Source organism: Ruegeria sp. SAZA006, from assembly GCF_059613465.1.
The window spans coordinates 29,974-51,241 of sequence record NZ_JBXWSO010000017.1 but is presented as its reverse complement, the minus strand read 5'-3'; the positions used below and the strand labels follow the sequence as shown (position 1 = coordinate 51,241).

Here is a 21,268-nt window from a genome sequence, read left to right as displayed (position 1 = left end):
GATCCTTGGGCTGAGCTTGCGTTTGGTCACCGAACCAAAACCGACGCCGGTTCACAACAACAAAAAAGCCGGGTCAAAGCCCGGCTTTCCGTGTCATTCCCACTCGATCGTGCCCGGAGGCTTGGAGGTGATGTCATAGGTGCAGCGGTTGATGCCCTTGACCTCGTTGATGATCCGGGTGGCGGTTTCGCCCAGGAATTCGTGAGTGAACGGGTAGTAATCGGCCGTCATCCCATCAACCGAGGTCACCGCCCGCAAGGCGCAAGCATAGTCATAGGTGCGCCCGTCGCCCATAACGCCGACCGTGCGCACCGGAAGGATGGCGACGAAGGCCTGCCAGATCTCGTCATACAGGCCGTGCTTGCGGATCTGGTCGATATAGATCGCGTCGGCCTCGCGCAGGATCTCCAGCTTTTCGCGGGTGATGTCGCCTGGGCAGCGGATGGCCAGACCCGGTCCGGGGAAAGGGTGACGGCCGATGAAGCTGGACGGCAGGCCCAGTTCACGGCCCAGCGCGCGGACCTCGTCCTTGAACAGTTCGCGCAGCGGCTCGACCAGCTTCAGGCCCATCTTCTCGGGCAGGCCGCCGACGTTGTGATGCGATTTGATCGTGACCGACGGGCCGCCGGAAAACGACACCGATTCAATGACATCGGGGTACAGCGTGCCTTGGGCCAGGAACTCGGCGCCCTCGATCGTGTCGGCGTGTTTCTGGAACACGTCGATGAACAGCTTGCCGATGATCTTGCGCTTGGTCTCGGGGTCCGAGACGCCCTCGAGCTCGCCCAGGAACAGCTCGCTTTCATCCGCGTGGATCAGTTGGATGTTGTAGTTGTCGCGGAACATCGAGACGACTTCCTGCGCCTCGTTCTTGCGCAGCAGGCCGTGATCGACGAAAACGCAGGTCAGCTGGTCGCCGATCGCCTCGTGGATCAGAATCGCCGCGACCGAGCTGTCGACGCCGCCCGACAGGCCGCAGATCACCTTCTTGTCGCCGACCTGTTCGCGGATCTTGCGGATCATCTCGTCGCGATAGGCGCCCATGGTCCAGTCGCCCTTGAACCCGGCCAGTTTCACGAAGTTCTCGTACAGTTTTGCGCCCTTGGGGGTGTGGTGCACCTCGGGGTGGAACTGAACGGCATAGAAATGGCGGTTGGTATCGGCGGTGATCGCGAAGGGCGCGTTGGGCGAGGTGCCGAACACCTCGAACCCCGGTGCGACTTGGCTGACATGATCGCCGTGGCTCATCCAGACCTGTTCATTGCCATCTGTAAACCAGCCCTCCAAAAGGTCGAGCTTGCCACGCGGCGTCACGAAGGCCCGGCCGAACTCGGCGGTGCCATGGCCGCTTTCGACCTTGCCGCCCAACTGGTGCATCATGACCTGCTGGCCATAGCAGATGCCAAGGATCGGAACGCCATAGTCGAAGATCTCTTGCGGGACGCGCGGTGATCCCTCGCGGGTCACGCTGTCCGGCCCGCCCGAAAAGATGATTGCGCGCGGGGCCATGTCCCGCACGAAATCCATCGTGACGTTCTGGTAGGGGTGGATTTCGCAATAGACGTTCAACTCGCGCAGGCGGCGGGCGATCAGCTGCGTTACCTGGCTGCCGAAGTCGATGATCAGAAGGCGGTCATGGGATGTCTCGGTCATACCCGGCCTTTAGGTCGGAAGCCTTGCATGTGCAAGCGCCTTGACGTCATTTGGCGGTAAAGAGTGACGCGGAGCGCATTGAATGACTGGAATTTCGCTCAGAAGGGCTGTGGCAACCGATGCGGAGCCCATCCGCCGATGCATCGAAGCGGCCTATACCGCCGCGCGCCAGACCATTCCGGACCTGCCGGATGTGACCGAGGGGGTCGAGGAGGACATTCGCGACCGGAACGTCGTTGTGGCCGTGGATGAAACATCCCTGCACGGTGTCGTGGTTTTTGGTTTCGAAAGAGAAACCGCGATGATCTTCAATCTGGCCGTTTCACCTGTTGCGCAAGGGCAGGGTATTGCTCGCCGGCTGGTCGATTTCGTCGCGGCAGAGGTCCGCGAAAACGGGGTTCGGAACATGCGCCTGACAACCCACCGTCTGATGGCGGACACCCGTGCGATGTACCGTCATCTTGGGTGGCAGGAGACCGGGCATGAGGGAAGCAAGGTCTATTTCAGCAAACCAACCTGACGCCTCGTAAGGCCTGTTGCAGGTACTGGACAGCGCGAAATATGTCGCTTTTCCCCCTATTGCGCCGGAATCCACATCTGGTGAAGTCGCGGCATCTTGTAACAAGCAATCCAATCTAAACTTTCACACGGGATCATCTCATGACAGAGGCAAGCACCCGACGCAGAGCGCGTGGTGGCGGAGGCGCCGCCCGCCGGGCCGAGCGTACCGCGGTTCGGATCGAAACGGCGAAGTATATCGAACGCAACATTCCGAACTTCGAGATCCTCAATGACGAAGCGTTGGAGATCATCGAGGCCAATGCGGAAACCGTGCTGGAGGAGGTCGGCGTCAATTTCGTCGACAACCCCGCGGCGCTGGAACGCTGGCGCGATGCCGGGGCCGACATCGACGGTGAGCGCGTTCGCATTCCGCGAGGTCTGGCCCGCGAACTGATCAAGACCGCACCCAAGGAATTCACGCAGCACGCGCGCAACCCGGAAAAATCGGTGGTGATCGGCGGGCGCAACCTGGTGCTGGCGCCGGTCTACGGACCGCCTTTCGTGCGGGACGCACAGGGTGGCCGCCGCTATGCCACGATGGACGATTTCAACAAGTTCGTGAAACTGGCCTACATGTCCAAATGGCTGCACCATTCGGGCGGCACCGTCTGCGAACCCACCGACATACCGGTGAACAAGCGGCACCTCGACATGCTGATGGCGCATATGACGCTGTCTGACAAACCCTTCATGGGTTCGGTGACCGATCCCAGCCGGGCGCAGGATTCAGTCGAGATGTGCGAGATTCTGTTCGGCAAGGAGTTCGTTCAGGAAAACACCGTGATGACCTCGCTTACCAACATCAACTCGCCGATGACGTTCGACGACGTGATGATGGGGTCGCTGGAAGTCTATGCGCGCAACAATCAGGCCTGCATCATTTCGCCCTTCATCGTGGGCGGCGCAATGGCCCCGGTTTCGGTTGCCGGAACTCTGACGCAAGTGCTGGCCGAGGTGCTGGCCGGCATCGCCTACAGTCAGATCATCCGTCCGGGAGCACCGGCCATTTTTGGCGCATTCGTGTCGTCGATCGACATGAACTCTGGCGCACCGACCTTCGGCACGCCCGAAGCCGCGCATATCACCTATGGGGCCGGTCAGTTGGCGCGCCGTTTGGGTGTTCCCTACCGCTCGGCCGGGTCGTTCTGTGGATCCAAGCTTCCGGACGCGCAGGCGGCCTACGAGACTGCGAACTCGCTGAACATGGGGCTGCTTTCAGGCGTCAACTTCATGTTGCACGCATGTGGGTGGCTCGAAGGCGGTCTGGTCGCCGATTTCGAAAAATTCGTCATGGATGCCGATCAGTTGGGAGCGCTTCATGCGTTGGCCAAAGGGGTGGCCTATGATGAAAACGCGCAGGCCATGGACGCGATTCGTGAGGTGGGGCCGGGTGGTCACTATCTTGGCTGTGCGCACACCCAGGCCAATTTCCAAAGCGCCTTCTGGAAGACCGACCTGCTGGACTACAAACCCTTTGAAACATGGGAAGAAGAGGGTGCGCGGGACACGCGCATGCTGGCCTCGGCCCGGGTCGAGCATCTGCTGGCCAACTACCAGCAACCGCAACTCGACCCGGAAAAACTGGCGGCACTAACCGCCTATGTCGAGGAAAAGAAAGCGTCCATGCCCGACGCCTTCACTTGACGACATGAAGTTCCGGGGCGCGGCTGGCTTGATGCAGTCGCGCCTCACCAATCAGTGCGATCAGTAGGTCCAGGTGGCGAACCAGCGAATACGCGGCGTCGCCCGAGCGTCGTTGGTCGTCGACGCTCCGCTCCATCTCCAACAGTCGCATCAAGGCCGCTCCGGTTCCAGGTAGCGCGCCATAGCCGAACAGGCGCTGCAAGTGGCGGTCACGGTCGTATTCCTGTGCTCCGACCTTGGCTGCCCGAGACAGTAGCCGTGGGCGGCGGAGGGCGGTGATCATAGTCATCAGGTCCTGCATTTCGGCGTTCCTCTGTTCAATTTTGCCTGCAGCAATTTGGCACAACCCAAGCGGGTGCTGCTGTGACATGGCTCGCGCCGAACGATGGTTTCACGACTGTTTATCTTTTTGAATCAATTCTGGTCAGAGCCGCTGGAGGTTAACGAACGAGTAACGAAAGCAACTCTAGGTAGATTTGGTTAACACTTTATCCGACGGCGGACAGTGGCAGTTTGATTGTCGACGAGGGCGAATAACGATGGAAAACAGCACCGCATTCACCGTTCCAGCTTGGGTTCCCGAAGGGGCACAGCGATACCTGGCCCATACCGAGGCGGGACGGTCGATCCGGGATCTGGCGCGGTCGGCAGGGTGTCACGCGTCAACCATTCTGCGACAGATCCGAAGGATCGAAATGCGCCGCGACGATCCCTTGGTGGATAAAGCACTGCAGTCACTTGCCGAAACACACTTTCCCGGTGCTGGGAATGAAACGGCCTCTGGTCCCTTCTTCGGCGTCGGCGACGATCCTCATCGCATTCCCAATGCCGAAGACGAAGCGTTCGAGCGTGAGGCTTTGCGGGTGCTGCGGCGCCTTTGCGAAACGGGTGCGGTTCTGGCCGTGGCCGAGGACATGGAAAAGGCGGTCGTTGTCCGCGACAGCGGCGAGGGCGGTACAACTCGGACCGCCGTTGTTGACTGCAAGACCGCTCAGGCACTGGCTCTGAAGGACTGGATCGTTTGTGACAATCCGGGGCGTGTGTCGCGCTACCGGATCACGCAAACGGGCCGAACCGCACTAAGCCAGTTGATTGCAGATGCCGAAAACCGGGCGCGGACACAGACAGAATATGGGATGGCCGAGGCACCGGCGAAGTTCAAAACGCGCAATCAAGCCGACGAGAAGCGCCCACGGCGCATCCGCTATTGCGCAGCAGAGAGCCCCTTGATTGCCTTGTCGCGCCGACGCGACCGGGACGGAAAGCCGTTTCTGGACGAAAGCCTAGTGCGCGCCGGAGAGCGACTACGTGAGGATTTCGAGCTGGCCCAGATCGGACCGCGGGTCACGCAAAACTGGGACCGGTTCCTCACCGCTGGCGGTCGTGCGGGTTTCGAAGGCGATGCGCAGGTTGCGCGCGGGTCGTCCGAGGCGCGTGATCGCGTGGCCCGGGCCTTGTCGGATCTGGGTCCGGGTTTGAGCGACGTTGCGCTGCGGTGTTGCTGCTATCTGGAAGGTCTGGAACTGGCCGAGAAACGGATGGGCTGGTCAGCGCGTTCGGGGAAGATCGTGCTGCGCATTGCACTGCAGCGCCTCAAGCGACATTACGAGAAGCAAGCAGAGTGTGACCGGCTGATCGGCTGATTCACGTTGAATCCGATTGGCTGCAGTTGCGGAAAACGCAGCAGGTGATAATCAGGGGTTATGAATTTTACCCTCAGGCAGCTGCAATACTTCCGCGCCGTGGCCGAGCAACGCAACTTTGGCCGGGCCGCTCAGGTGTGTCATGTTTCTCAACCGGCGCTATCGGTGCAGATCCGGGCTTTGGAAGACATCATGGGCGGGCCGCTGTTTGAAAGGCGCGCCCGCGATGTTCTGCTGACACCGTTGGGGCGTGATGCGCTGGAGCACGCACGGCGCATTTTGGGCGCGGCCGAACGGTTGGATCGGTTCGCGCGTGACAACTCCACCGGGCATCGCAGTCTGTCGGTCGGCTTGATCCCGACGGTCGCGCCATATCTGTTGCCGGGTGTATTGGCTGGTCTGCGGTCAGAGGATGTGTCCCTGCGCGTACAGGTACGCGAGGCGCGCACCGAGCGGTTGCTGTCGATGCTGAAAGCGGGCGAGATTGACGCCGCCGTGCTAGCCCTGCCGGTGGGCGCGCGCGGCCTGGACGAGGTGCCCTTGTTCGAGGATCGTTTTCTGCTGGCCGGCAGCGAGACACGCCTGAACAGCTTGACCGTCAGCCCCGACGCTCTGCGCCCGATCGACCTGAACGCAGCCCAGCTGATGCTGCTGGAAGACGGGCATTGCCTGACGGATCAGGCGCTTGAGGTGTGCGGGCAGGACCGGACCAGCGCCCATATCAACATGGGCGCGTCGTCTTTGGCCACGCTGTCGCGTTTGGTGGCCGAGGGGTTCGGCCTGACCTTGATTCCGGAATTGGCGGCGCGTTCCGAGGCCGATGCCGTGCCGAGGCTGAAACTGCTGCGGTTCGGCGCCCCGGAGCCCGCGCGGCAGATCGGCCTCGTGCGGCGCGATTCGTCGGATGGGGCGGTGTGGTTCGATCAACTGGCCCAGGTGATCCGGCAGGTCGGCGAAAACATCGTGTCAGAAACCCGGAACTGAAAAGGGCCCGCACTTGGCGAGCCCTTCGAGTGGAGGCTGGTTGAAGGCTCAGGCCATTTCGGGCTGCTGCGCTTCTTCCAGGTGCTTCATCAGGTTTTCGGGCGACGAAACGCCATAGGGGTCCTCAGCGCAGTTGTCCATCAGGCCGGGCTCTTCGAACCACGCCTCGACCACACCGTCGTTGATGATGGCGGCATAGCGCCACGACCGCATGCCAAAGCCCAGATTGGCCTTGTCGACCAGCATGCCCATCTTGCGGGTGAACTCGCCCGATCCGTCAGGAATGACCTTGACGTTCTTCAGCCCCTGATCCTGCGCCCATTTGTTCATGACAAAGCTGTCATTGACCGACATGCAGTAGATCTCGTCGATGCCCTTGGCCTTGAACGCCTCGTAGTTGTTCTCGAACCCCGGCAGTTGGTAGGTTGAGCAGGTGGGCGTGAACGCACCGGGCAGCGAGAACAGGATGACCCGCTTGCCTGCGAAGTAGTCGGCTGTGGTCTTGTCTTCCCAGCGGAACGGATTGGGCCCGTCGATCGAGTCGTCGCGCACGCGGGTGTGGAACGTCACGTCGGGCAGCTTGGCACCGGTTTTCATGGGCATCTCCTGTGATTCACATTTGTTCAGCCCGTGGGTTAAAACGATTCCAAATCGGCTTCAACACGGGATGTGCTGCGTTTGCGAATATCCTCTTGTCTTCTGAAACCATGTCGAAATTTGCGTCGGTCTCCTGGAAAATCACACCTAAATTCTGCATCTGCGAAACGCTGACGCATGGCAGCTATGCATGGCTGGCGTAATACATCCGACCGGTTTATGTTATGCACCAACCAAATTGACCCAAAGTCAGGAAACCGGCCCCGTGCGCGATCTGAAAATCCCTGAACAACGTCACCCGGAAAAGGCGCATAAGCCCGACAATGCGCAGCCGAAAAAGCCCAACTGGATCCGGGTGAAAGCGCCCGGCGGCAAGGGCTATGCCGACACGCGCCGGATCATGCGCGACAACAACCTGGTCACTGTCTGCGAAGAGGCCGGCTGCCCGAACGTGGGCGAATGCTGGAGCCAGGGCCACGCGACAATGATGATCATGGGCGAAATCTGCACCCGCGGCTGCACCTTCTGCAACATCGCCACCGGTCGCCCCGATGCGCTGGACGCGTTCGAACCGGGCCGGGTGGCACATGCGGTGGAAAAGCTGGGTCTGAATCATGTCGTGATCACCTCGGTCGACCGCGACGACCTGGCCGATGGCGGGGCCGAGCATTTCGCTCAGACCATCCGCGCGGTGCGTCACCGCTCGCCCAAGACCACGATCGAGATCCTGACCCCGGATTTTCTGAAATGCGATCCGTCGGTTCTGGAAACCGTGGTCGCGGCCAAGCCGGATGTGTTCAACCACAACCTTGAAACCGTGCCGGGCCTGTACCCCGAGGTGCGCCCGGGCGCGCGCTATTTCCACTCGCTACGTCTGTTGCAGAGGGTCAAGGAACTGGACCCGTCGATCTTCACCAAGTCGGGCATCATGGTCGGACTGGGCGAGAACGAACAGCAGGTGCGCCAGGTCATGGACGACATGCGCGCCGCCGACATCGATTTCCTGACCATCGGTCAGTATCTGCAGCCCACGCCGAAACACCACCGCGTGGACCGGTTTGTCACGCCCGAAGAGTTCGCGGCCTATGAAAAAGCCGCTTATGGCAAGGGTTTCCTGATGGTTTCAGCCACGCCGCTGACCCGGTCCTCGTACCATGCGGGCGATGATTTCGCGCGCCTGCGGACAGCGCGGCAGAAAAAGCTGGGGCAGGCGTGACGCCCGAACGGCTCGCGCAACTGACTGCGCTGCGCCACGCGTTGCACCAACGGCCCGAGGTCTCGGGTGAAGAGGCCGAAACGGCCGTTTTCATCGCCGAGCAATTGCGCGGTTTGGCCAGTCGGCTTCTGACCGGGATCGGTGGGCATGGGGTGGCGGCCGTGTTCGACTCGGGCCAGCCGGGGCCGACCGTTGGTATCCGCTGCGAACTCGACGCGCTGCCGATATTGGAGATGCCGGGCAAACCCTATTGCTCGCAGGTTCCGGGCAAGGGTCATCTGTGCGGGCATGACGGCCACATGACGATGGTGCTGGGCGTGGCGCAGGACCTGGCGCAAACGCCCGTGTCACGCGGCCGCGTCGTGCTGATCTTCCAGCCCGCCGAAGAGACCGGACAGGGCGCACGCGACTTTCGGAACGATCCGCAATATGCTGAGATACAGCCGGATTTTCTGTTCTCGCTGCACAACTTGCCGGGGCTGGACCTGGGCGCGGTCGAGCTGTGCTCTGGCCCGGCCAATTGCGCCTCACGCGGGATGCGGGTGCGGCTGACGGGCAAGACCTCGCACGCCGCGGCCCCGCAGGACGGGCTGTCGCCGGCCTCGGCCATGGCCGAGTTGATGCCGGCCTTGGCGGCCTTGGGGCCGGGCGGCGAACTGAGTGAGGATTACGCGCTGACCACCGTCACCCACGCCCAACTGGGGGCCCCGACATTCGGCGTGGCGCCCGGTCAGGCCGAGATATGGGTCACGCTGCGCACCGTCTCGGACGCGCGCATGGCGCAACTGGTCGATCAGGCCGAGGCGCTGGTCCGCAAGGTCGCTGCCGACGAGGGGCTGGGTGTTGTGATCACCTATGACGACGTGTTCGAGGCCTGTGTCAACCACCCAGAGGCCGTGCAGATCCTGGCTCAAGCCTGCGCGCAGGCCGGGGTGCAACCGCGCCTGACGGCCGTGCCGCAAAGGTTTTCGGAGGATTTCGGGCAATTCGCCAAAGGGGCGAAAACCGCCATGTTCTGGCTGGGGTCCGGGGTTGACCATCCGCAACTGCACAACCCCGACTATGATTTCCCCGACGCGCTGATTCCTGTCGGTGCGGGTATCTTTCTGGCGGCAATTCATCAGGTGCTGGATGCGCCGGTCACGGCCTGAGCTTGCGTGGCTGGCTGGTTGCCCATTCGGGCCACCAGCCCATGTGTTCAACGCCGGCAATCACCAGACACAGAACGATCAGGCCCAGCACCAGTTTGACCCGCTGGTCCGAGGGCGGATTGCGCGCCCATCGGGACATTCGCAGAAGGTGGCGCAGGATCATGGGGCCTCGAATCCGCGGCGGGATCAGTCTTCGGTAAAGCGGACCTTGCCGATGAAGGGCAGGTTGCGGTTGCGTTGGGCATAGTCGATGCCATAGCCCACGACGAATTCGTCAGGGATTTCAAAGCCGATCCAGTCGGCGCGGAAATCGACCTCGCGGCGGCTGGGTTTGTCCAGAAGGGCAATCGACTTGAGCCGTTTCGGCTGGCGGCTGCGCAGCAGGTGGGTGACGTGGTTCAGCGTGTGCCCCGTGTCGACGATATCTTCGACCACCAGCACGTCGCGCCCTTCAATTGCGCCGCGCAAGTCTTTGAGAATGCGCACTTCCCGGCTGCTTTCCATTGAATCGCCATACGAAGACGCCTCGAGGAAATCGACCTCGATCGGTAGGTCTAGTTCGCGTACAAGATCGGCGATGAACACGAAGCTGCCGCGCAGCAGGCCCACGACCACCAGCTTGTCGGTATCGCCGAATTCGCGGGTGATTTCGCGGCACAATTCCTCGATCCGCGCCGCGATGGCCTTGGCCGAGATCATCTCATCTATCACATATGCGCGCTGGCTCATGGCTGCCCCCTTGATCTTTGGCGCGCAACATACGACATGACGCGCCATTGTCACGTTTCAAATGTCCAGGTTGCCATGCCCACTCATTCGGAAACCCGCCACCTCCCATACAGCGCGCAGCAGATGTATAATCTGGTTGCGGATGTGGCGAAATACCCCGAGTTTCTGCCCTGGTGCGCGGCCGCGCGGATCCGGCGAACCTATGCGGCGGGCGAGGCGCAGGTGATGGAGGCCGATCTGGTGATCTCGTTCAAGGTGTTCCGCGAACGGTTCGGCAGCCGGGTGACGCTGTACCCCGATCAAAGGAAGATCGACACCGAATATCTGGACGGCCCGTTCAAATACATGAAATCGGACTGGCATTTCGAGGACGCTCCCGAGGGCGGCTGCAACGTGTCCTTCCACGTGGATTTCGAGTTCAAGAACGCCGTGTTGCAGGGCATCATCGGCGTGGTTTTCAACGAGGCGATGCACCGGATCGTACGGGCCTTCGAGCAGCGCGCGGCCAGCCTTTACGGCTGAGGGTTTACCCGGCGCGGGCGCACGTTAGACTGCGCCGCATGACTGATTTCACACGCACTCTTTCCGAATTCGCCGCAGGCCCGGTCAAGACAACTGCGCGGGCTCGGATCGTCACGTCTTTGTCCGCGCTCGACTGGCTGGCGGTCGGGCGCGCAGGCGTCAACGAACAGGTCTCTCGCATTCTGCGGGAGATGGTGCTGGACGAAGGCGGGGCCGGCCAGGCCACTCTGTTCGGTGGCGGGACTGCGCCGATGCGCGCTGCGGCTTTGGTCAACGGCACGGTGTCGCACGCGCTGGACTATGATGACACGCATTTCGCCCATATCGGTCACCCCTCTGTGGCGGTTTTTCCGGCCGCGCTGGCCGTGGCCGAATGGCAGGACCAGCCCATCGTCGATCTGCTGGAATCGGCCTTGGTGGGGATGGAGTTGTCCATCCGCATCGGCCTGTGGCTGGGGCGGGGGCATTATCAGGTCGGGTTTCACCAGACCGCAACGGCGGGCGCGTTCGGAGCGGCCGTAGCAGCCGCCCGCTTGCTGGGATGCGATGCGGCGGCCATGCGCCGTGTTCTGGGGCTGACCGCGACCCGGGCGGCTGGCCTCAAGACGCAGTTTGGCACCATGGGCAAGCCTTACAATGCGGGGCAGGCGGCGTCGGTCGGGGTCGAGGCCGCGCTGTTGGTTCAGCGGGGGTTCGCGCCCAATCCCGATGCCCTGACCGGCCCGTTCGGATTTGGCGCGACCCATCACGGTGCCGATGATACTGCCACGGCTCTGTCGGGACTTGGGGATGAGTGGCTGTTCGAAAGCGTCAGCCACAAGTTCCACGCCTGCTGCCACGGGCTGCACGCCGCGCTCGAGGCGGCGCGCGATCTGGACATCGCCGAACCCGAGGTGGCCGAGATCAAGATCCGCACACATCCCCGTTGGATGAGCGTCTGCAATCAGGCCGCGCCGACAACCGGGCTGGGCGCCAAGTTTTCCTATCGGACGGTGATCGCGATGCAGGCGCTGGGATATGATACGGCCCTGCCTGAAAGCTACACGGACAAGGTCTGCGCCGATCCGCGCCTGCAATCGCTGCGCGACCGGATCACGGTTGAAGCGGATGAAACCCTGTCCGAGACCGAGGCCCGCCTGTTGCTGCGGCGGCGGGACGGGGTACGGCGCGAGGCGACCCACGATCTGGCCGCGCCGATCTCGATTTCCGAACGCGAGGACCGGGTCCGTGACAAGGCCGCCAAACTGATCGGCGCGGACGACGCGGATGCGATCTGGTCGATGCTGCGCACCGGCGGGCGCGCAGCGGATTTAGCAAAACGACTGGTTGACTAGACCACGCGCCAGTGCAGCGGGAAGCCGGGGTCGAACACGGTGACCGGGCCATCGCGCGTTTCGATCTTGTCGGGGTAGGTGACCGGTTCGCCCTTCTGCAGGGTGATGGTCTGATCGTTGACGGGCAGCCGATAGAACCTGGGCCCGTTGACCGACGTGAACCCTTCCAGCTTGTCCAGCGCACCCGCGCGATCAAAGACCTCGGCCACAAGCGACATGGTGTTGGTCGCTGTGAAACATCCCGCGCAGCCGCAGGCCATTTCTTTGTTGGCGTCCGTATGCGGGGCGCTGTCAGTCCCCAGAAAGAACCGTTCGTCGCCCAAGGTCGCGGCATCGACCAGAGCCTTGCGGTGCTCTTCGCGTTTGGCAACGGGCAGGCAGTAGTAGTGCGGCTTGATCCCGCCCACAAGGATGTGGTTGCGGTTGATGATCAGGTGATGCGCGGTGATCGTGGCGCCCAGGTAGGTATCGTTCGCGCGCACATACTCCACGCCGTCGCGCGTGGTGATATGCTCCATCACCACGCGCAGGCCCGGCGTGGCCTTGCGGATCGGGTCCAGAACGCGGTCGATGAACACCGCCTCGCGGTCGAAGATGTCGATCTCGGCATCGGTAACCTCACCATGCACGCAGAGCGGAAGGCCGATTTCGGCCATCCGGTCCAGCACGGGGCGCACCTTGTCGAAATCCCGCACGCCCGAGGCCGAGTTGGTCGTGGCCCCTGCCGGGTACAGCTTGACCGCCTTGACCAGACCGCTGGCATGGGCCGCGGCCATGTCGTCGGGGTCGGTATCCTCGGTCAGGTACAGGGTCATCAACGGCTCAAAGCTCATGCCTTCGGGCAGGGCGGCCAGGATACGGTCGCGATAGGACGCGGCCTGAGCGCCGGTGACCACCGGGGGCACCAGGTTGGGCATGATGATGGCCCGCGCGAAATGGCGGGCGGTTTCGGGCAGGACGGCCTGCAGCATGGCGCCATCGCGCAGATGCAGGTGCCAGTCATCGGGGCGGCGGAGCGTCAGAGTATCGGTCATGGCGCCGGGCTAGCACAGGCAGGCCGCACGGGAAAGTGACAACAAACCTTGCCAGGCGACCAGATTGCCGCAAGTCCCGGAAAGATCACGGTCTTGACGCGCAGCGGCAGCCATGACCTGTTGTGCCAAGGGAGATTGAGACACATGAGCCAGCCAGATTCCATCGACGCCGTTCAGAAGATGCTGGGCGAACAGGGCTATGTCTGTGGGCGCGCCCTGGCCACCGTGGTGTTCCTGTCGCTGAGACTGGGCCGGCCGCTGTTTCTGGAGGGCGAAGCGGGCGTCGGCAAGACCGAGATCGCCAAGGCCCTGGCCTCTGGACTCGGCCGCCGCCTGATCCGGCTGCAATGCTATGAAGGGCTTGATGCGTCTTCGGCCGTCTATGAATGGAACTTTCCCGCCCAGATGGTGGCCATCCGCACCGCCGAGGCGGTCGGCGGGTCCGACCGGAAGGGCCTGCAGGAGGAACTGTTCAGCGGCGACTATCTGATCCGCCGCCCGCTGCTCGAGGCGATGGAGCCCGACCCGGCTGGCCCGCCGGTGCTGCTGATCGACGAACTGGATCGCACGGACGAACCGTTCGAGGCCTTCCTCCTAGAGGCGCTGAGCGATTTCCAGGTGACGATCCCCGAGATCGGCACGATCAAAGCGCCCGAATCGCCCATTGTCATCGTCACGTCGAACCGCACGCGCGAGGTGCATGACGCGCTCAAGCGCCGCTGCCTGTATCATTGGGTCGATTACCCCGATTTCGACCGCGAGTTGGAGATCCTGCACGCCCGCGCGCCCGAGGCCGCCGAGGCGCTGAGCCGCGAAGTGGTGGCCTTTGTCCAGCATCTGCGCACCGAGGACCTGTTCAAGAAACCCGGCGTGGCCGAGACCATCGACTGGGCGAAATGCCTGCTGGCACTGGACGTGATCAACCTCAGCCCCGAGGTGATCGGCGACACGCTGGGCGCGATCCTGAAATACCAGGACGACATCCAGAAACTGCAGGGCTCCGAGGCCAAGCGCATTCTGGATCAGGCCAAAGCCACGCTCGAACCGGTCTAATGTCATCGCGGCGCCAAAACACTCCGGGGGCCTAGCGATGGCCGAACAGCTTCCGCTGGATATCCCGGCCGATCCGAAACTGGCGCAGAACATCACCCATTTCGCGCGCGCCTTGCGCAAGGCCGGGCTGCCGATCGGCCCCGGCCGCGTCGTTGACGCCATCCGCGCGGTGCAGGCGGCGGGCTTTACCCGCAAGCAGGATTTCTACTGGACCTTGCACGCCTGTTTCGTGAACCGGCCCGAGCATCGCACCGTGTTTGCCCAGATCTTCCGCCTGTACTGGCGCGACCCGCGGTACCTGGAGCACATGATGTCGATGATGCTGCCGGCCATTCGCGGCGTTCAGGAGGAACGCATGGCCGAGGCGGGCGAAAAACGCGCGGCCGAGGCCCTGTTGGACGGGGTCGAGCGGGACGAGCCCAAGGACGTCGAGCAAGAAGGCGAAAGCGAGATCGAGATTGACGCCACGCAGACCGCCTCGTCCGAGGAACGGCTGCGGTCGCTGGATTTCGAACAGATGAGCACTGCCGAAACCGCGCAGGCCAAGCGCATTCTGGCGCGGTTGCAACTGCCGGTGGACCCGATCGCCTCGCGCCGGGGTCAGGCCAGCCATCTGGGCCAGCGGATCGACCGGGCGCGCACCTTGCGCGCGGCCATGCGTCAGGGCGGCGAACTGCGGCAGATCGCGCTGGTCAAACCGAAACCGCGCTGGCCCAACCTGATCGCGCTGTGTGACATCTCGGGGTCGATGAGCCAGTACAGCCGGATCATCCTGCACTTCCTGCACACGGTTTCGAACGCCAAGGGGGCCGGCTGGGCCAAGGTGCATGCGTTCACCTTCGGCACGCGGCTGACGAACATCACACGGCACCTGCATCAGCGCGACGTCGATGCGGCGCTGGCCGCTGCCGGGGCCGAGGCGCAGGATTGGGAGGGCGGCACGCGCATCGGCGAATGCCTGCACCAGTTCAACCGCGACTGGTCGCGCCGGGTTATGGGGCAGGGGGCCGTCGTGCTGCTGATCACCGACGGGCTGGAACGGGGTGATCCCGATCTGCTGGAAAAAGAGATTGAACGCCTGCACCTGTCGGCCCGGCGGCTGATCTGGTTGAACCCGCTGCTGCGCTGGGACGGGTTCGCGCCAAAGGCGCAGGGTGTCGCCACCATGCTGCCGCATGTGGACAGCTTCCGCGCCGGTCATTCGATTGCATCGCTTGAGGACCTGGCCGCCGTGATTTCACGACCCGACGACCAGGGAGAGAAAGCGCGGTTGTTGGCCGCGCTTACAAGCTGACGTCACTGCAGTTGCTTTTCGTTGCACTCGCGCGCCATTTCCATGGCTTTGTAGGTGCCGGTCAGATCGACGGTGAAGCCAAAGGATTTCTCGGGAAACACCGCCATTACCTTTTGCTTGGCCAGGTCGTCGGCGAATTGCGGGTCGTCCGACAGGACATAGCCGCCGGAATACCCCTTGGTGATGTTGCCCTTCATTCCGGTTGCCTCGCCGACATACAGGTTGTCGCCCAGTAGGATCGCGACGGCCTCCTTGTCTCCGCGCTTGATGTCGGTTTCCGCCTTGGTGAAGACACCGACATATCCCACGCTGCGGTCTTCGGTCAGACCCATCTGCACCACGTTCTCGGCATCATCGACCGCTTCGATCAGGCATGACTTCTTTTCCTTGTCGACAAAGACCTTCCAGCCCTCGACCTCTCCGTAGCGTTCGAAAGTGTCGGCCCAGGCGCTGCCTGCAATCAATGCCGCTGCGCCGATGGTTAGTGTAAATATCTGTTTCAAGACATTGTCTCCTTTACGAAATCTCTTGCGTCAATTCGGCCGCAAGTCGGGCCTGCCCGCAGGCTAGTCGGCGGGCGAAAAACAATCAAATGTTTGATTGTCTGTCGCGGACTTCGGCCGAAACCTGCCTTCTGCGTCACATGAAGAACCAAGTTGGCGGGGTCGGTGTCCGAGATAATCCACCTGAGAATGCGCTCCTTGCTTTTCATCGCGTCAATCCTGCTTATGTTGATGCGAACCACCGCGGGAGGGTCCGATGGACAGATTTGACAACAGTCCGGAAACGGCATTGGCGTGGTTTCGCGAGGGTCGCGGCGCGGTTCTGGCGACGGTCGTTGAAACCTGGGGCAGCGCACCTCGGCGGGTGGGGGCCCAGTTGGTCATTGCCGGTGATGGTCGAATCGAAGGGTCGGTCTCGGGCGGCTGTGTCGAAGGCGCGGTGATCGTCGAGGCGCTTGAAGCCATCGAAGAAGGCGAAGCGCGCCTGCTGGAATTCGGCGTCACCGACGAGGACGCCTTTGCCGTCGGGCTGGCCTGCGGCGGCACGATCCGGGTTCTGGTCGAGCCGGTGGGCTCGGTCCTGCCCGAACCGATGCTGGCCGAACTGGTGGCGGCGCGGGCGCGGCGCGAGCCCATGGCCTATGAGGTCAATGTCGAGACCGGCCACCGCGCGCTGCGGCGCAACGCCTATGCGGACCGGCTGCGCATGGATCGCTCGGGGTTCGAAGAAGATGGTCGGACCTTCGTGGCCGTACACAACCCGCCCTTGCGGCTGATCGTAGTGGGCGCGGTCCATATCGCGCAGGCGCTGGTCCCGATGGCGCGGATCGCGGGCTATGACCCGATCATCATCGACCCGCGCGAGGCGTTTGCGTCCAAAACCCGTTTTCCCGGTGAAAAGCTGCTGACCGACTGGCCGGACGAGGCCGTGGCAAGCATCGGTCTGGATGCGCGCACGGCGATGGTTCTGCTGACCCACGACCCCAAGCTGGATGATCCGGCCCTGCAGGCTGCGCTGGACTCGGACGTGTTCTACATCGGCGCGCTTGGGTCGTCGCGCACCCATGCCAAACGGGTGCAGCGGATGACCGAGGCGGGCTTTTCGGCAGCGCAGTTGCAGCGCATCCACGGGCCGATTGGTCTGGATATCGGCGCGGCCGGACCGGCCGAGATTGCCGTTGCGATTATCGCGCAGATGACGGCGGTGCTGCGGGGCAAGGCATGAAGTTCGGCCCTGTACCGGTTGCGGACGCGAGGGGCGCGATCCTTGCGCACTCGGTCATGGCGGGTACAAAAAAGTTGCGCAAGGGAATGATGCTGGACGATACGCATGTCGCCCTGTTGGCCGAGGCGGGCGTGTCCGAGGTGGTGGTCGCGCGGCTGGAACCCGGCGACTGTCACGAGGACGAGGCCGCGCGCCATTTGGCTGTGGCACTGACCCCTGATCCGAAGCGGGCCAACTTGCGCGTGACCGAGCCGTTCACGGGGCGCGTCAACCTGATTGCGGATCAAGCTGGTGTTGCCCTTCTGGACGTTGAGGCTCTGCTGGCGTTCAATCAGGTCAACCCGATGATCACGGTGGCCACCGTTCCTCAGCATCAGCAGATGGGTGCGGGTGGCATGGTTGCCACGATCAAGGTCATTTCCTACGCGGTGCCGCTGGCGGACGTTCAGCGTGCGGCCGAGCTGGCCAGGGGGGCCATTCGCCTGGCCACGCCGATATTTGGCAGCGCCGGGTTGGTGGTGACCGACATCCCCGGCGGGCCGCCCAACGACAAGGGCATCGCCGCGATGCGCGGCCGGGTCGAGGCCCTGGGTCTGAGCCTGGACGACGTGCAGATCGTTCCGCATGCGGTTGATGCTCTGGCGCAGGCATTGACCCGGATGAATACCGATATCGTCATGATCCTGACCGGCTCAGCCACATCCGATGTCGAGGACGTGGCGCCGCAGGCCGTTCGGCGCGCGGGAGGGCAGGTGGACCGTTTCGGCATGCCGGTTGATCCGGGCAACCTGTTGTTTCTCGGGGCTTTGGGCAAGCGGCCGGTCATCGGTTTGCCGGGATGCGCACGCTCGCCCGCGTTGAACGGGGCCGACTGGGTGCTGTCGCGGGTGGCCTGCGGGATCCCGACCACGGGTGCCGATATCGCGGCGATGGGCGTCGGTGGTCTGCTCAAGGAAATCCCGACCCGTCCGCAACCCCGGGCCAAACGCAAAGTGACGTAACGGCAGTTTCGCCCCGCTGGCGACCTGCGATATGTGTTAGCTCTTTGCTCCCAAGAGACGGGTTGGAAACGGCCAAGATTTTTGTTCTCAAACGACTTTTCCCGTGTTTAACTCGGGCCAAGGATAAATACGAAAATGGGAGGAACTTATGACACAGGTCTCAATGACCGTGAACGGAAAGACCGTGAGCGGTGATGTCGAAGGCCGGACGCTGCTGTCCAGTTTTTTGCGCGATCACCTGTCGCTGACCGGTACCCATGTGGGCTGTGACACGGCCCAATGCGGCGCCTGCGTGGTTCATGTGAACGGCGAGGCGGTCAAGTCCTGCAACATGCTGGCGCTCGAAGCCGAAGGGGCCGATGTCGGCACCATCGAGGGGCAGGCCGACCCGGACGGATCGCTGAACGTGATCCAGCAGGCGTTCCAGGATCATCACGGCCTGCAATGCGGTTTCTGCACGCCCGGCATGGTGATGTCGGCAGCGGCCCTGCTGAAGGAAAACCCGCGCCCGACCGAGGCCGAAATCCGCAAATACCTGGAAGGCAACCTGTGCCGCTGCACCGGGTACCACAACATCGTCAAGGCGATCATGGCCGCGTCCGGCCAGGACGTCAGCCACATCGCCGCCGAGTGATGCCGCTGCGGGCGCATGAGGAGGCGCCCGTGGGTTGACAGGGATGCGCCCAAGCATCCGTTTATGGGAGGAGAACAAGCAATGCCCAAAGACAGTGGCATCGGAGCCAGTTCCAAGCGCCGCGAGGACGTGCGCTTTTTGACCGGAGCGGGCAATTACACCGACGACATCAACATCCGCGGTCAGGCCTATGTGTATTTTCTGCGATCCGACATCGCGCACGGCCGGATCAAAAGCATCGACACCTCCGCCGCCGAGTCCATGCCCGGCGTGGTCCGGGTGTTTACCGGCAAGGATTTCGAAGGCGTGGGCGGCATGCCCTGCGGCTGGGAGGTGACCGACAAGCACGGCGCGCCCATGCAGGAACCGCCGCACCCGATCCTTGCGCAAGGCAAGGTGCGCCATGTGGGCGACCCGATTGCGGCCGTCGTGGCCGACAGCCTGGAACAGGCCCGCGACGCGGCCGAGGCGATCGACGTCGACATCGAGGAACTGCCCGCCGTTCTGGACATGAAAGCCGCCGCCGAAGAGGGCGCGCCGCTAGTCCATGACGATCTGAAAAACAACATCTGCTATGACTGGCAGCTGGGCGAGGCCGACGATGCCAAGGTGAACGAGGTGTTCGCCAATGCGGCGCATGTCACCACCTTGGAACTGGTGAACAACCGTCTGGTCGCCAACCCGATGGAGCCGCGCGTGGCCGTGGCGGAATACAGCCGGGGCACGGATGAATACACGCTCTATACCACCTCGCAGAACCCGCATGTGATCCGGCTGCTGATGTGTGCCTTCGTGCTGGGCTTGCCCGAGCACAAGGTCCGCGTCGTGGCGCCGGATGTGGGTGGCGGATTCGGCACCAAGATCTTCCACTACGCAGAAGAGGCGTTCTGCACCTTCGCCGCCAAGGCTTGCAACCGCCCGGTGAAGTGGACGGCCAGTCGGTCCGAGGCGTTCATGTCGGATGCACAGGGCCGCGACCATGTCAGCGAGATCGAGCTGGCGCTGGATGCTGACAACAATTTCGTCGGGCTGCGGACAAATACTTTTGCCAATCTGGGCGCGTATCTGTCGACGTTTTCCAGCTCGGTGCCGACCTGGCTGCACGGGACGCTGATGGCGGGCAACTACAAGACGCCGGTCATTCAGGTGAATGTGCGGGCGATGTTCACCAACACCGTGCCGGTGGATGCCTATCGCGGCGCAGGCCGCCCCGAGGCGACCTATCAGCTGGAGCGCGTGATCGACAAAGCCGCGCGCGAGCTGGGTGTCGATCCGGTGGCGCTGCGCCGGCAGAACTTCATCACGCAGTTCCCCTATGACACGCCGGTGGCGCTGACCTATGACACCGGCGACTACAACGGCACCATGGACAAGCTGGAACAGGCCGCCGATTTCGCCGGCTTCCCGGCACGTCGCGCCGAAAGCGAGGCGCGGGGCAAGCTGCGCGGCCTGGGCGTGAACTGCTATATCGAGGCCTGCGGCATCGCGCCCTCGAACATCGTGGGGATGCTGGGTGCGCGTGCGGGCCTATATGACGCCGCAACCGTGCGGGTGAACGCCACCGGCTCGATCAGCGTCATGGTCGGGGCGCACAGCCACGGGCAGGGGCACGAGACGGCCTTTCCGCAGGTCGTGGCCGACATGATCGGCATCGACGAGTCGATGGTTGAAATCGTGCACGGCGATACCTCGAAGATCCCGTTCGGCATGGGCACCTATGGGTCGCGCTCGCTGGCGGTTTGTGGATCGGCGATGGTCAAGGCGACCGAGAAGGTGATCGCCAAGGCCAAGAAGATCGCGGCGCATCTGCTGGAAGCCTCCGAGGCCGATATCGAGCTGAAGGATGGCCAGTTCACCGTGGCCGGCACCGACAAGTCGGTGGCCTGGGGCGATGTGACCCTGACGGCCTATGTGCCGCACAACTTCCCGCTGGAGGTCGAGCCGGGGCTGGAGGAGACCGCGTTCTATGATCCGGCCAACTTCACCTTCCCGGCCGGTGCCTATGCCTGCGAGGTCGAGGTTGACCCCGAGACCGGGCAGGTGACCATCGAACGGTTCACCGCGGCGGATGATTTCGGCAACATCATCAACCCGATGATCGTCGACGGCCAGGTGCATGGTGGCATCGGACAGGGGATCGGTCAGGCCTTGTTGGAGAACTGCGTCTATGACGAGAACGGCCAACTGCTGAGCGCGTCCTTCATGGACTATGCCATGCCGCGGGCCGATGACGTGCCGTTCTATACCGTGGATCATTCGAGCCAGACGCCGTGCACGCACAACCCGTTGGGTGTGAAGGGCTGCGGCGAGGCCGGGGCGATCGGGTCTCCGCCGGCGGTGGTCAATGCCGTGATCGATGCGCTGCAATCGGGCGGCAAGGCGGTGGACCACATCGACATGCCGGTCAGCCCGTCGCGTGTTTGGGCGGCGATGAACAGCTGAGTGGAGAGGTTGGACCGCGAGGGGGCAGCCCCTCGCGTTCCCCGGTCA

The 21,268-nt window shown here is 63.0% G+C and carries 21 protein-coding genes; 14 read left to right on the top strand and 7 right to left on the bottom strand.

All coding sequences use genetic code 11. The annotated features are described in order from the left end of the window. Positions 1–93: 93 nt before the first annotated feature. Positions 94–1,653: a glutamine-hydrolyzing GMP synthase gene (gene guaA, locus AC2FNZ_RS18110; RefSeq protein WP_496841496.1), complete on the bottom strand. Its 1,560-nt coding sequence runs from the start codon at positions 1,651–1,653 to the stop codon at positions 94–96. An 82-nt stretch (positions 1,654–1,735) separates the two neighbouring features. On the opposite strand from guaA, the gene AC2FNZ_RS18105 reads away from it, so the two are divergent. Together AC2FNZ_RS18105 and AC2FNZ_RS18100 are read left to right on the top strand one after the other, a co-directional pair. Then, a complete protein-coding gene (locus tag AC2FNZ_RS18105; protein WP_496833061.1) occupies positions 1,736–2,173 on the top strand; it encodes a GNAT family N-acetyltransferase in 438 nt (145 codons plus the stop codon). A 140-nt stretch (positions 2,174–2,313) separates the two neighbouring features. After that, positions 2,314–3,858, top strand: coding sequence for a trimethylamine methyltransferase family protein (locus AC2FNZ_RS18100; protein ID WP_480753138.1), 1,545 nt, complete (start codon positions 2,314–2,316; stop codon positions 3,856–3,858). Here the strand turns inward: AC2FNZ_RS18100 and AC2FNZ_RS18095 are convergent. After that, the gene (locus AC2FNZ_RS18095; protein ID WP_093961906.1) at positions 3,851–4,159 is read right to left on the bottom strand and encodes a DUF6477 family protein; all 309 of its coding nucleotides are present in this window, start codon (positions 4,157–4,159) and stop codon (positions 3,851–3,853) included. The genes AC2FNZ_RS18100 and AC2FNZ_RS18095 overlap by 8 nt on opposite strands. A gap of 238 nt (positions 4,160–4,397) precedes the next feature. Between AC2FNZ_RS18095 and AC2FNZ_RS18090 the strand changes: the two genes are divergently transcribed. Next, positions 4,398–5,501: a DUF6456 domain-containing protein gene (locus AC2FNZ_RS18090; RefSeq protein WP_496841494.1), complete on the top strand. Its 1,104-nt coding sequence runs from the start codon at positions 4,398–4,400 to the stop codon at positions 5,499–5,501. Between the two features lie 60 nt (positions 5,502–5,561). After that, positions 5,562–6,485, top strand: a complete 924-nt coding sequence (locus AC2FNZ_RS18085; RefSeq protein WP_093961908.1) for a LysR substrate-binding domain-containing protein — start codon at positions 5,562–5,564, stop codon at positions 6,483–6,485. A 48-nt stretch (positions 6,486–6,533) separates the two neighbouring features. Here the strand turns inward: AC2FNZ_RS18085 and AC2FNZ_RS18080 are convergent, their stop codons facing one another. After that, a complete protein-coding gene (locus tag AC2FNZ_RS18080) occupies positions 6,534–7,082 on the bottom strand; it encodes a peroxiredoxin (protein ID WP_496841492.1) in 549 nt (182 codons plus the stop codon). Positions 7,083–7,347: 265 nt separating this feature from the next. Between AC2FNZ_RS18080 and lipA the strand changes: the two genes are divergently transcribed. Both lipA and AC2FNZ_RS18070 read left to right on the top strand, forming a co-directional pair. Beyond that, positions 7,348–8,298, top strand: coding sequence for a lipoyl synthase (gene lipA / locus AC2FNZ_RS18075; protein ID WP_496833057.1), 951 nt, complete (start codon positions 7,348–7,350; stop codon positions 8,296–8,298). Beyond that, a complete protein-coding gene (locus AC2FNZ_RS18070) occupies positions 8,295–9,449 on the top strand; it encodes an amidohydrolase (protein ID WP_496841490.1) in 1,155 nt (384 codons plus the stop codon). The genes lipA and AC2FNZ_RS18070 overlap by 4 nt, the downstream gene beginning before the upstream one ends. On the opposite strand, the gene AC2FNZ_RS18065 is transcribed toward AC2FNZ_RS18070, so the two are convergent. Both AC2FNZ_RS18065 and hpt read right to left on the bottom strand, forming a co-directional pair. Then, positions 9,439–9,612 (bottom strand): hypothetical protein, encoded by a 174-nt coding sequence (locus AC2FNZ_RS18065; protein WP_496841489.1) that lies wholly within the window; start codon positions 9,610–9,612, stop codon positions 9,439–9,441. The two genes, AC2FNZ_RS18070 and AC2FNZ_RS18065, sit on opposite strands and share 11 nt — an antisense overlap. A gap of 23 nt (positions 9,613–9,635) precedes the next feature. Beyond that, a complete protein-coding gene (hpt, locus tag AC2FNZ_RS18060; protein ID WP_093962943.1) occupies positions 9,636–10,178 on the bottom strand; it encodes a hypoxanthine phosphoribosyltransferase in 543 nt (180 codons plus the stop codon). Between the two features lie 75 nt (positions 10,179–10,253). Here hpt and AC2FNZ_RS18055 point away from each other — a divergent pair, with 75 nt between their 5' ends. Both AC2FNZ_RS18055 and AC2FNZ_RS18050 read left to right on the top strand, forming a co-directional pair. Beyond that, positions 10,254–10,700: a type II toxin-antitoxin system RatA family toxin gene (locus AC2FNZ_RS18055; protein ID WP_496841488.1), complete on the top strand. Its 447-nt coding sequence runs from the start codon at positions 10,254–10,256 to the stop codon at positions 10,698–10,700. Between the two features lie 38 nt (positions 10,701–10,738). Continuing rightward, positions 10,739–12,034 carry an MmgE/PrpD family protein gene (locus AC2FNZ_RS18050; RefSeq protein ID WP_496841486.1) on the top strand — a complete coding sequence of 432 codons (1,296 nt, stop codon included), beginning with the start codon at positions 10,739–10,741 and terminating at the stop codon, positions 12,032–12,034. Here AC2FNZ_RS18050 and pyrC read toward each other — a convergent pair. Next, positions 12,031–13,068: a dihydroorotase gene (gene pyrC, locus AC2FNZ_RS18045; RefSeq protein ID WP_496841485.1), complete on the bottom strand. Its 1,038-nt coding sequence runs from the start codon at positions 13,066–13,068 to the stop codon at positions 12,031–12,033. The genes AC2FNZ_RS18050 and pyrC overlap by 4 nt on opposite strands. 144 nt (positions 13,069–13,212) lie before the next feature. Between pyrC and AC2FNZ_RS18040 the strand changes: the two genes are divergently transcribed. Both AC2FNZ_RS18040 and AC2FNZ_RS18035 read left to right on the top strand, forming a co-directional pair. Further along, the gene (locus AC2FNZ_RS18040) at positions 13,213–14,121 is read left to right on the top strand and encodes an AAA family ATPase (RefSeq protein WP_170338863.1); all 909 of its coding nucleotides are present in this window, start codon (positions 13,213–13,215) and stop codon (positions 14,119–14,121) included. A 37-nt stretch (positions 14,122–14,158) separates the two neighbouring features. Next, on the top strand, positions 14,159–15,415 hold the full coding sequence (locus tag AC2FNZ_RS18035) for a vWA domain-containing protein (RefSeq protein WP_222456585.1): 1,257 nt from the start codon (positions 14,159–14,161) through the stop codon (positions 15,413–15,415). 2 nt (positions 15,416–15,417) lie between these two features. On the opposite strand, the gene AC2FNZ_RS18030 is transcribed toward AC2FNZ_RS18035, so the two are convergent. Then, positions 15,418–15,918, bottom strand: a complete 501-nt coding sequence (locus AC2FNZ_RS18030; protein WP_093961916.1) for a hypothetical protein — start codon at positions 15,916–15,918, stop codon at positions 15,418–15,420. A gap of 256 nt (positions 15,919–16,174) precedes the next feature. Here AC2FNZ_RS18030 and AC2FNZ_RS18025 point away from each other — a divergent pair, with 256 nt between their 5' ends. From AC2FNZ_RS18025 to AC2FNZ_RS18010, 4 genes are all read left to right on the top strand, one after another. Then, complete coding sequence (locus AC2FNZ_RS18025) at positions 16,175–17,143, top strand: XdhC family protein (protein ID WP_496841483.1); 969 nt, start codon at positions 16,175–16,177, stop codon at positions 17,141–17,143. Then, entirely contained in the window at positions 17,140–18,144 is a 1,005-nt protein-coding gene (locus AC2FNZ_RS18020; protein ID WP_496841482.1) for a molybdopterin-binding protein, read from the top strand. The genes AC2FNZ_RS18025 and AC2FNZ_RS18020 overlap by 4 nt, the downstream gene beginning before the upstream one ends. 148 nt (positions 18,145–18,292) lie before the next feature. Then, positions 18,293–18,778 carry a (2Fe-2S)-binding protein gene (locus AC2FNZ_RS18015; protein ID WP_093961919.1) on the top strand — a complete coding sequence of 162 codons (486 nt, stop codon included), beginning with the start codon at positions 18,293–18,295 and terminating at the stop codon, positions 18,776–18,778. 81 nt (positions 18,779–18,859) lie between these two features. After that, positions 18,860–21,220, top strand: a complete 2,361-nt coding sequence (locus AC2FNZ_RS18010; RefSeq protein ID WP_496841481.1) for a xanthine dehydrogenase family protein molybdopterin-binding subunit — start codon at positions 18,860–18,862, stop codon at positions 21,218–21,220. The last annotated feature ends 48 nt before the right edge of the window (positions 21,221–21,268 follow it).

Excerpts from the sequence above, each read along its gene's own strand:
- AC2FNZ_RS18010 (WP_496841481.1), top strand. The coding sequence starts at position 18,860 with ATGCCCAAAGACAGTGGCATCGGAGCCAGTTCCAAGCGCCGCGAGGAC.
- AC2FNZ_RS18100 (WP_480753138.1), top strand. The coding sequence starts at position 2,314 with ATGACAGAGGCAAGCACCCGACGCAGAGCGCGTGGTGGCGGAGGCGCC.
- AC2FNZ_RS18040 (WP_170338863.1), top strand. The coding sequence starts at position 13,213 with ATGAGCCAGCCAGATTCCATCGACGCCGTTCAGAAGATGCTGGGCGAA.
- pyrC (WP_496841485.1), bottom strand. The coding sequence starts at position 13,068 with ATGACCGATACTCTGACGCTCCGCCGCCCCGATGACTGGCACCTGCAT.
- AC2FNZ_RS18095 (WP_093961906.1), bottom strand. The coding sequence starts at position 4,159 with ATGCAGGACCTGATGACTATGATCACCGCCCTCCGCCGCCCACGGCTA.
- AC2FNZ_RS18085 (WP_093961908.1), top strand. The coding sequence starts at position 5,562 with ATGAATTTTACCCTCAGGCAGCTGCAATACTTCCGCGCCGTGGCCGAG.
- AC2FNZ_RS18080 (WP_496841492.1), bottom strand. The coding sequence starts at position 7,082 with ATGAAAACCGGTGCCAAGCTGCCCGACGTGACGTTCCACACCCGCGTG.
- AC2FNZ_RS18055 (WP_496841488.1), top strand. The coding sequence starts at position 10,254 with ATGCCCACTCATTCGGAAACCCGCCACCTCCCATACAGCGCGCAGCAG.
- hpt (WP_093962943.1), bottom strand. The coding sequence starts at position 10,178 with ATGAGCCAGCGCGCATATGTGATAGATGAGATGATCTCGGCCAAGGCC.
- AC2FNZ_RS18025 (WP_496841483.1), top strand. The coding sequence starts at position 16,175 with ATGGACAGATTTGACAACAGTCCGGAAACGGCATTGGCGTGGTTTCGC.
- guaA (WP_496841496.1), bottom strand. The coding sequence starts at position 1,653 with ATGACCGAGACATCCCATGACCGCCTTCTGATCATCGACTTCGGCAGC.
- AC2FNZ_RS18015 (WP_093961919.1), top strand. The coding sequence starts at position 18,293 with ATGACACAGGTCTCAATGACCGTGAACGGAAAGACCGTGAGCGGTGAT.
- AC2FNZ_RS18090 (WP_496841494.1), top strand. The coding sequence starts at position 4,398 with ATGGAAAACAGCACCGCATTCACCGTTCCAGCTTGGGTTCCCGAAGGG.
- AC2FNZ_RS18020 (WP_496841482.1), top strand. The coding sequence starts at position 17,140 with ATGAAGTTCGGCCCTGTACCGGTTGCGGACGCGAGGGGCGCGATCCTT.
- AC2FNZ_RS18035 (WP_222456585.1), top strand. The coding sequence starts at position 14,159 with ATGGCCGAACAGCTTCCGCTGGATATCCCGGCCGATCCGAAACTGGCG.
- AC2FNZ_RS18105 (WP_496833061.1), top strand. The coding sequence starts at position 1,736 with ATGACTGGAATTTCGCTCAGAAGGGCTGTGGCAACCGATGCGGAGCCC.
- AC2FNZ_RS18050 (WP_496841486.1), top strand. The coding sequence starts at position 10,739 with ATGACTGATTTCACACGCACTCTTTCCGAATTCGCCGCAGGCCCGGTC.
- AC2FNZ_RS18065 (WP_496841489.1), bottom strand. The coding sequence starts at position 9,612 with ATGATCCTGCGCCACCTTCTGCGAATGTCCCGATGGGCGCGCAATCCG.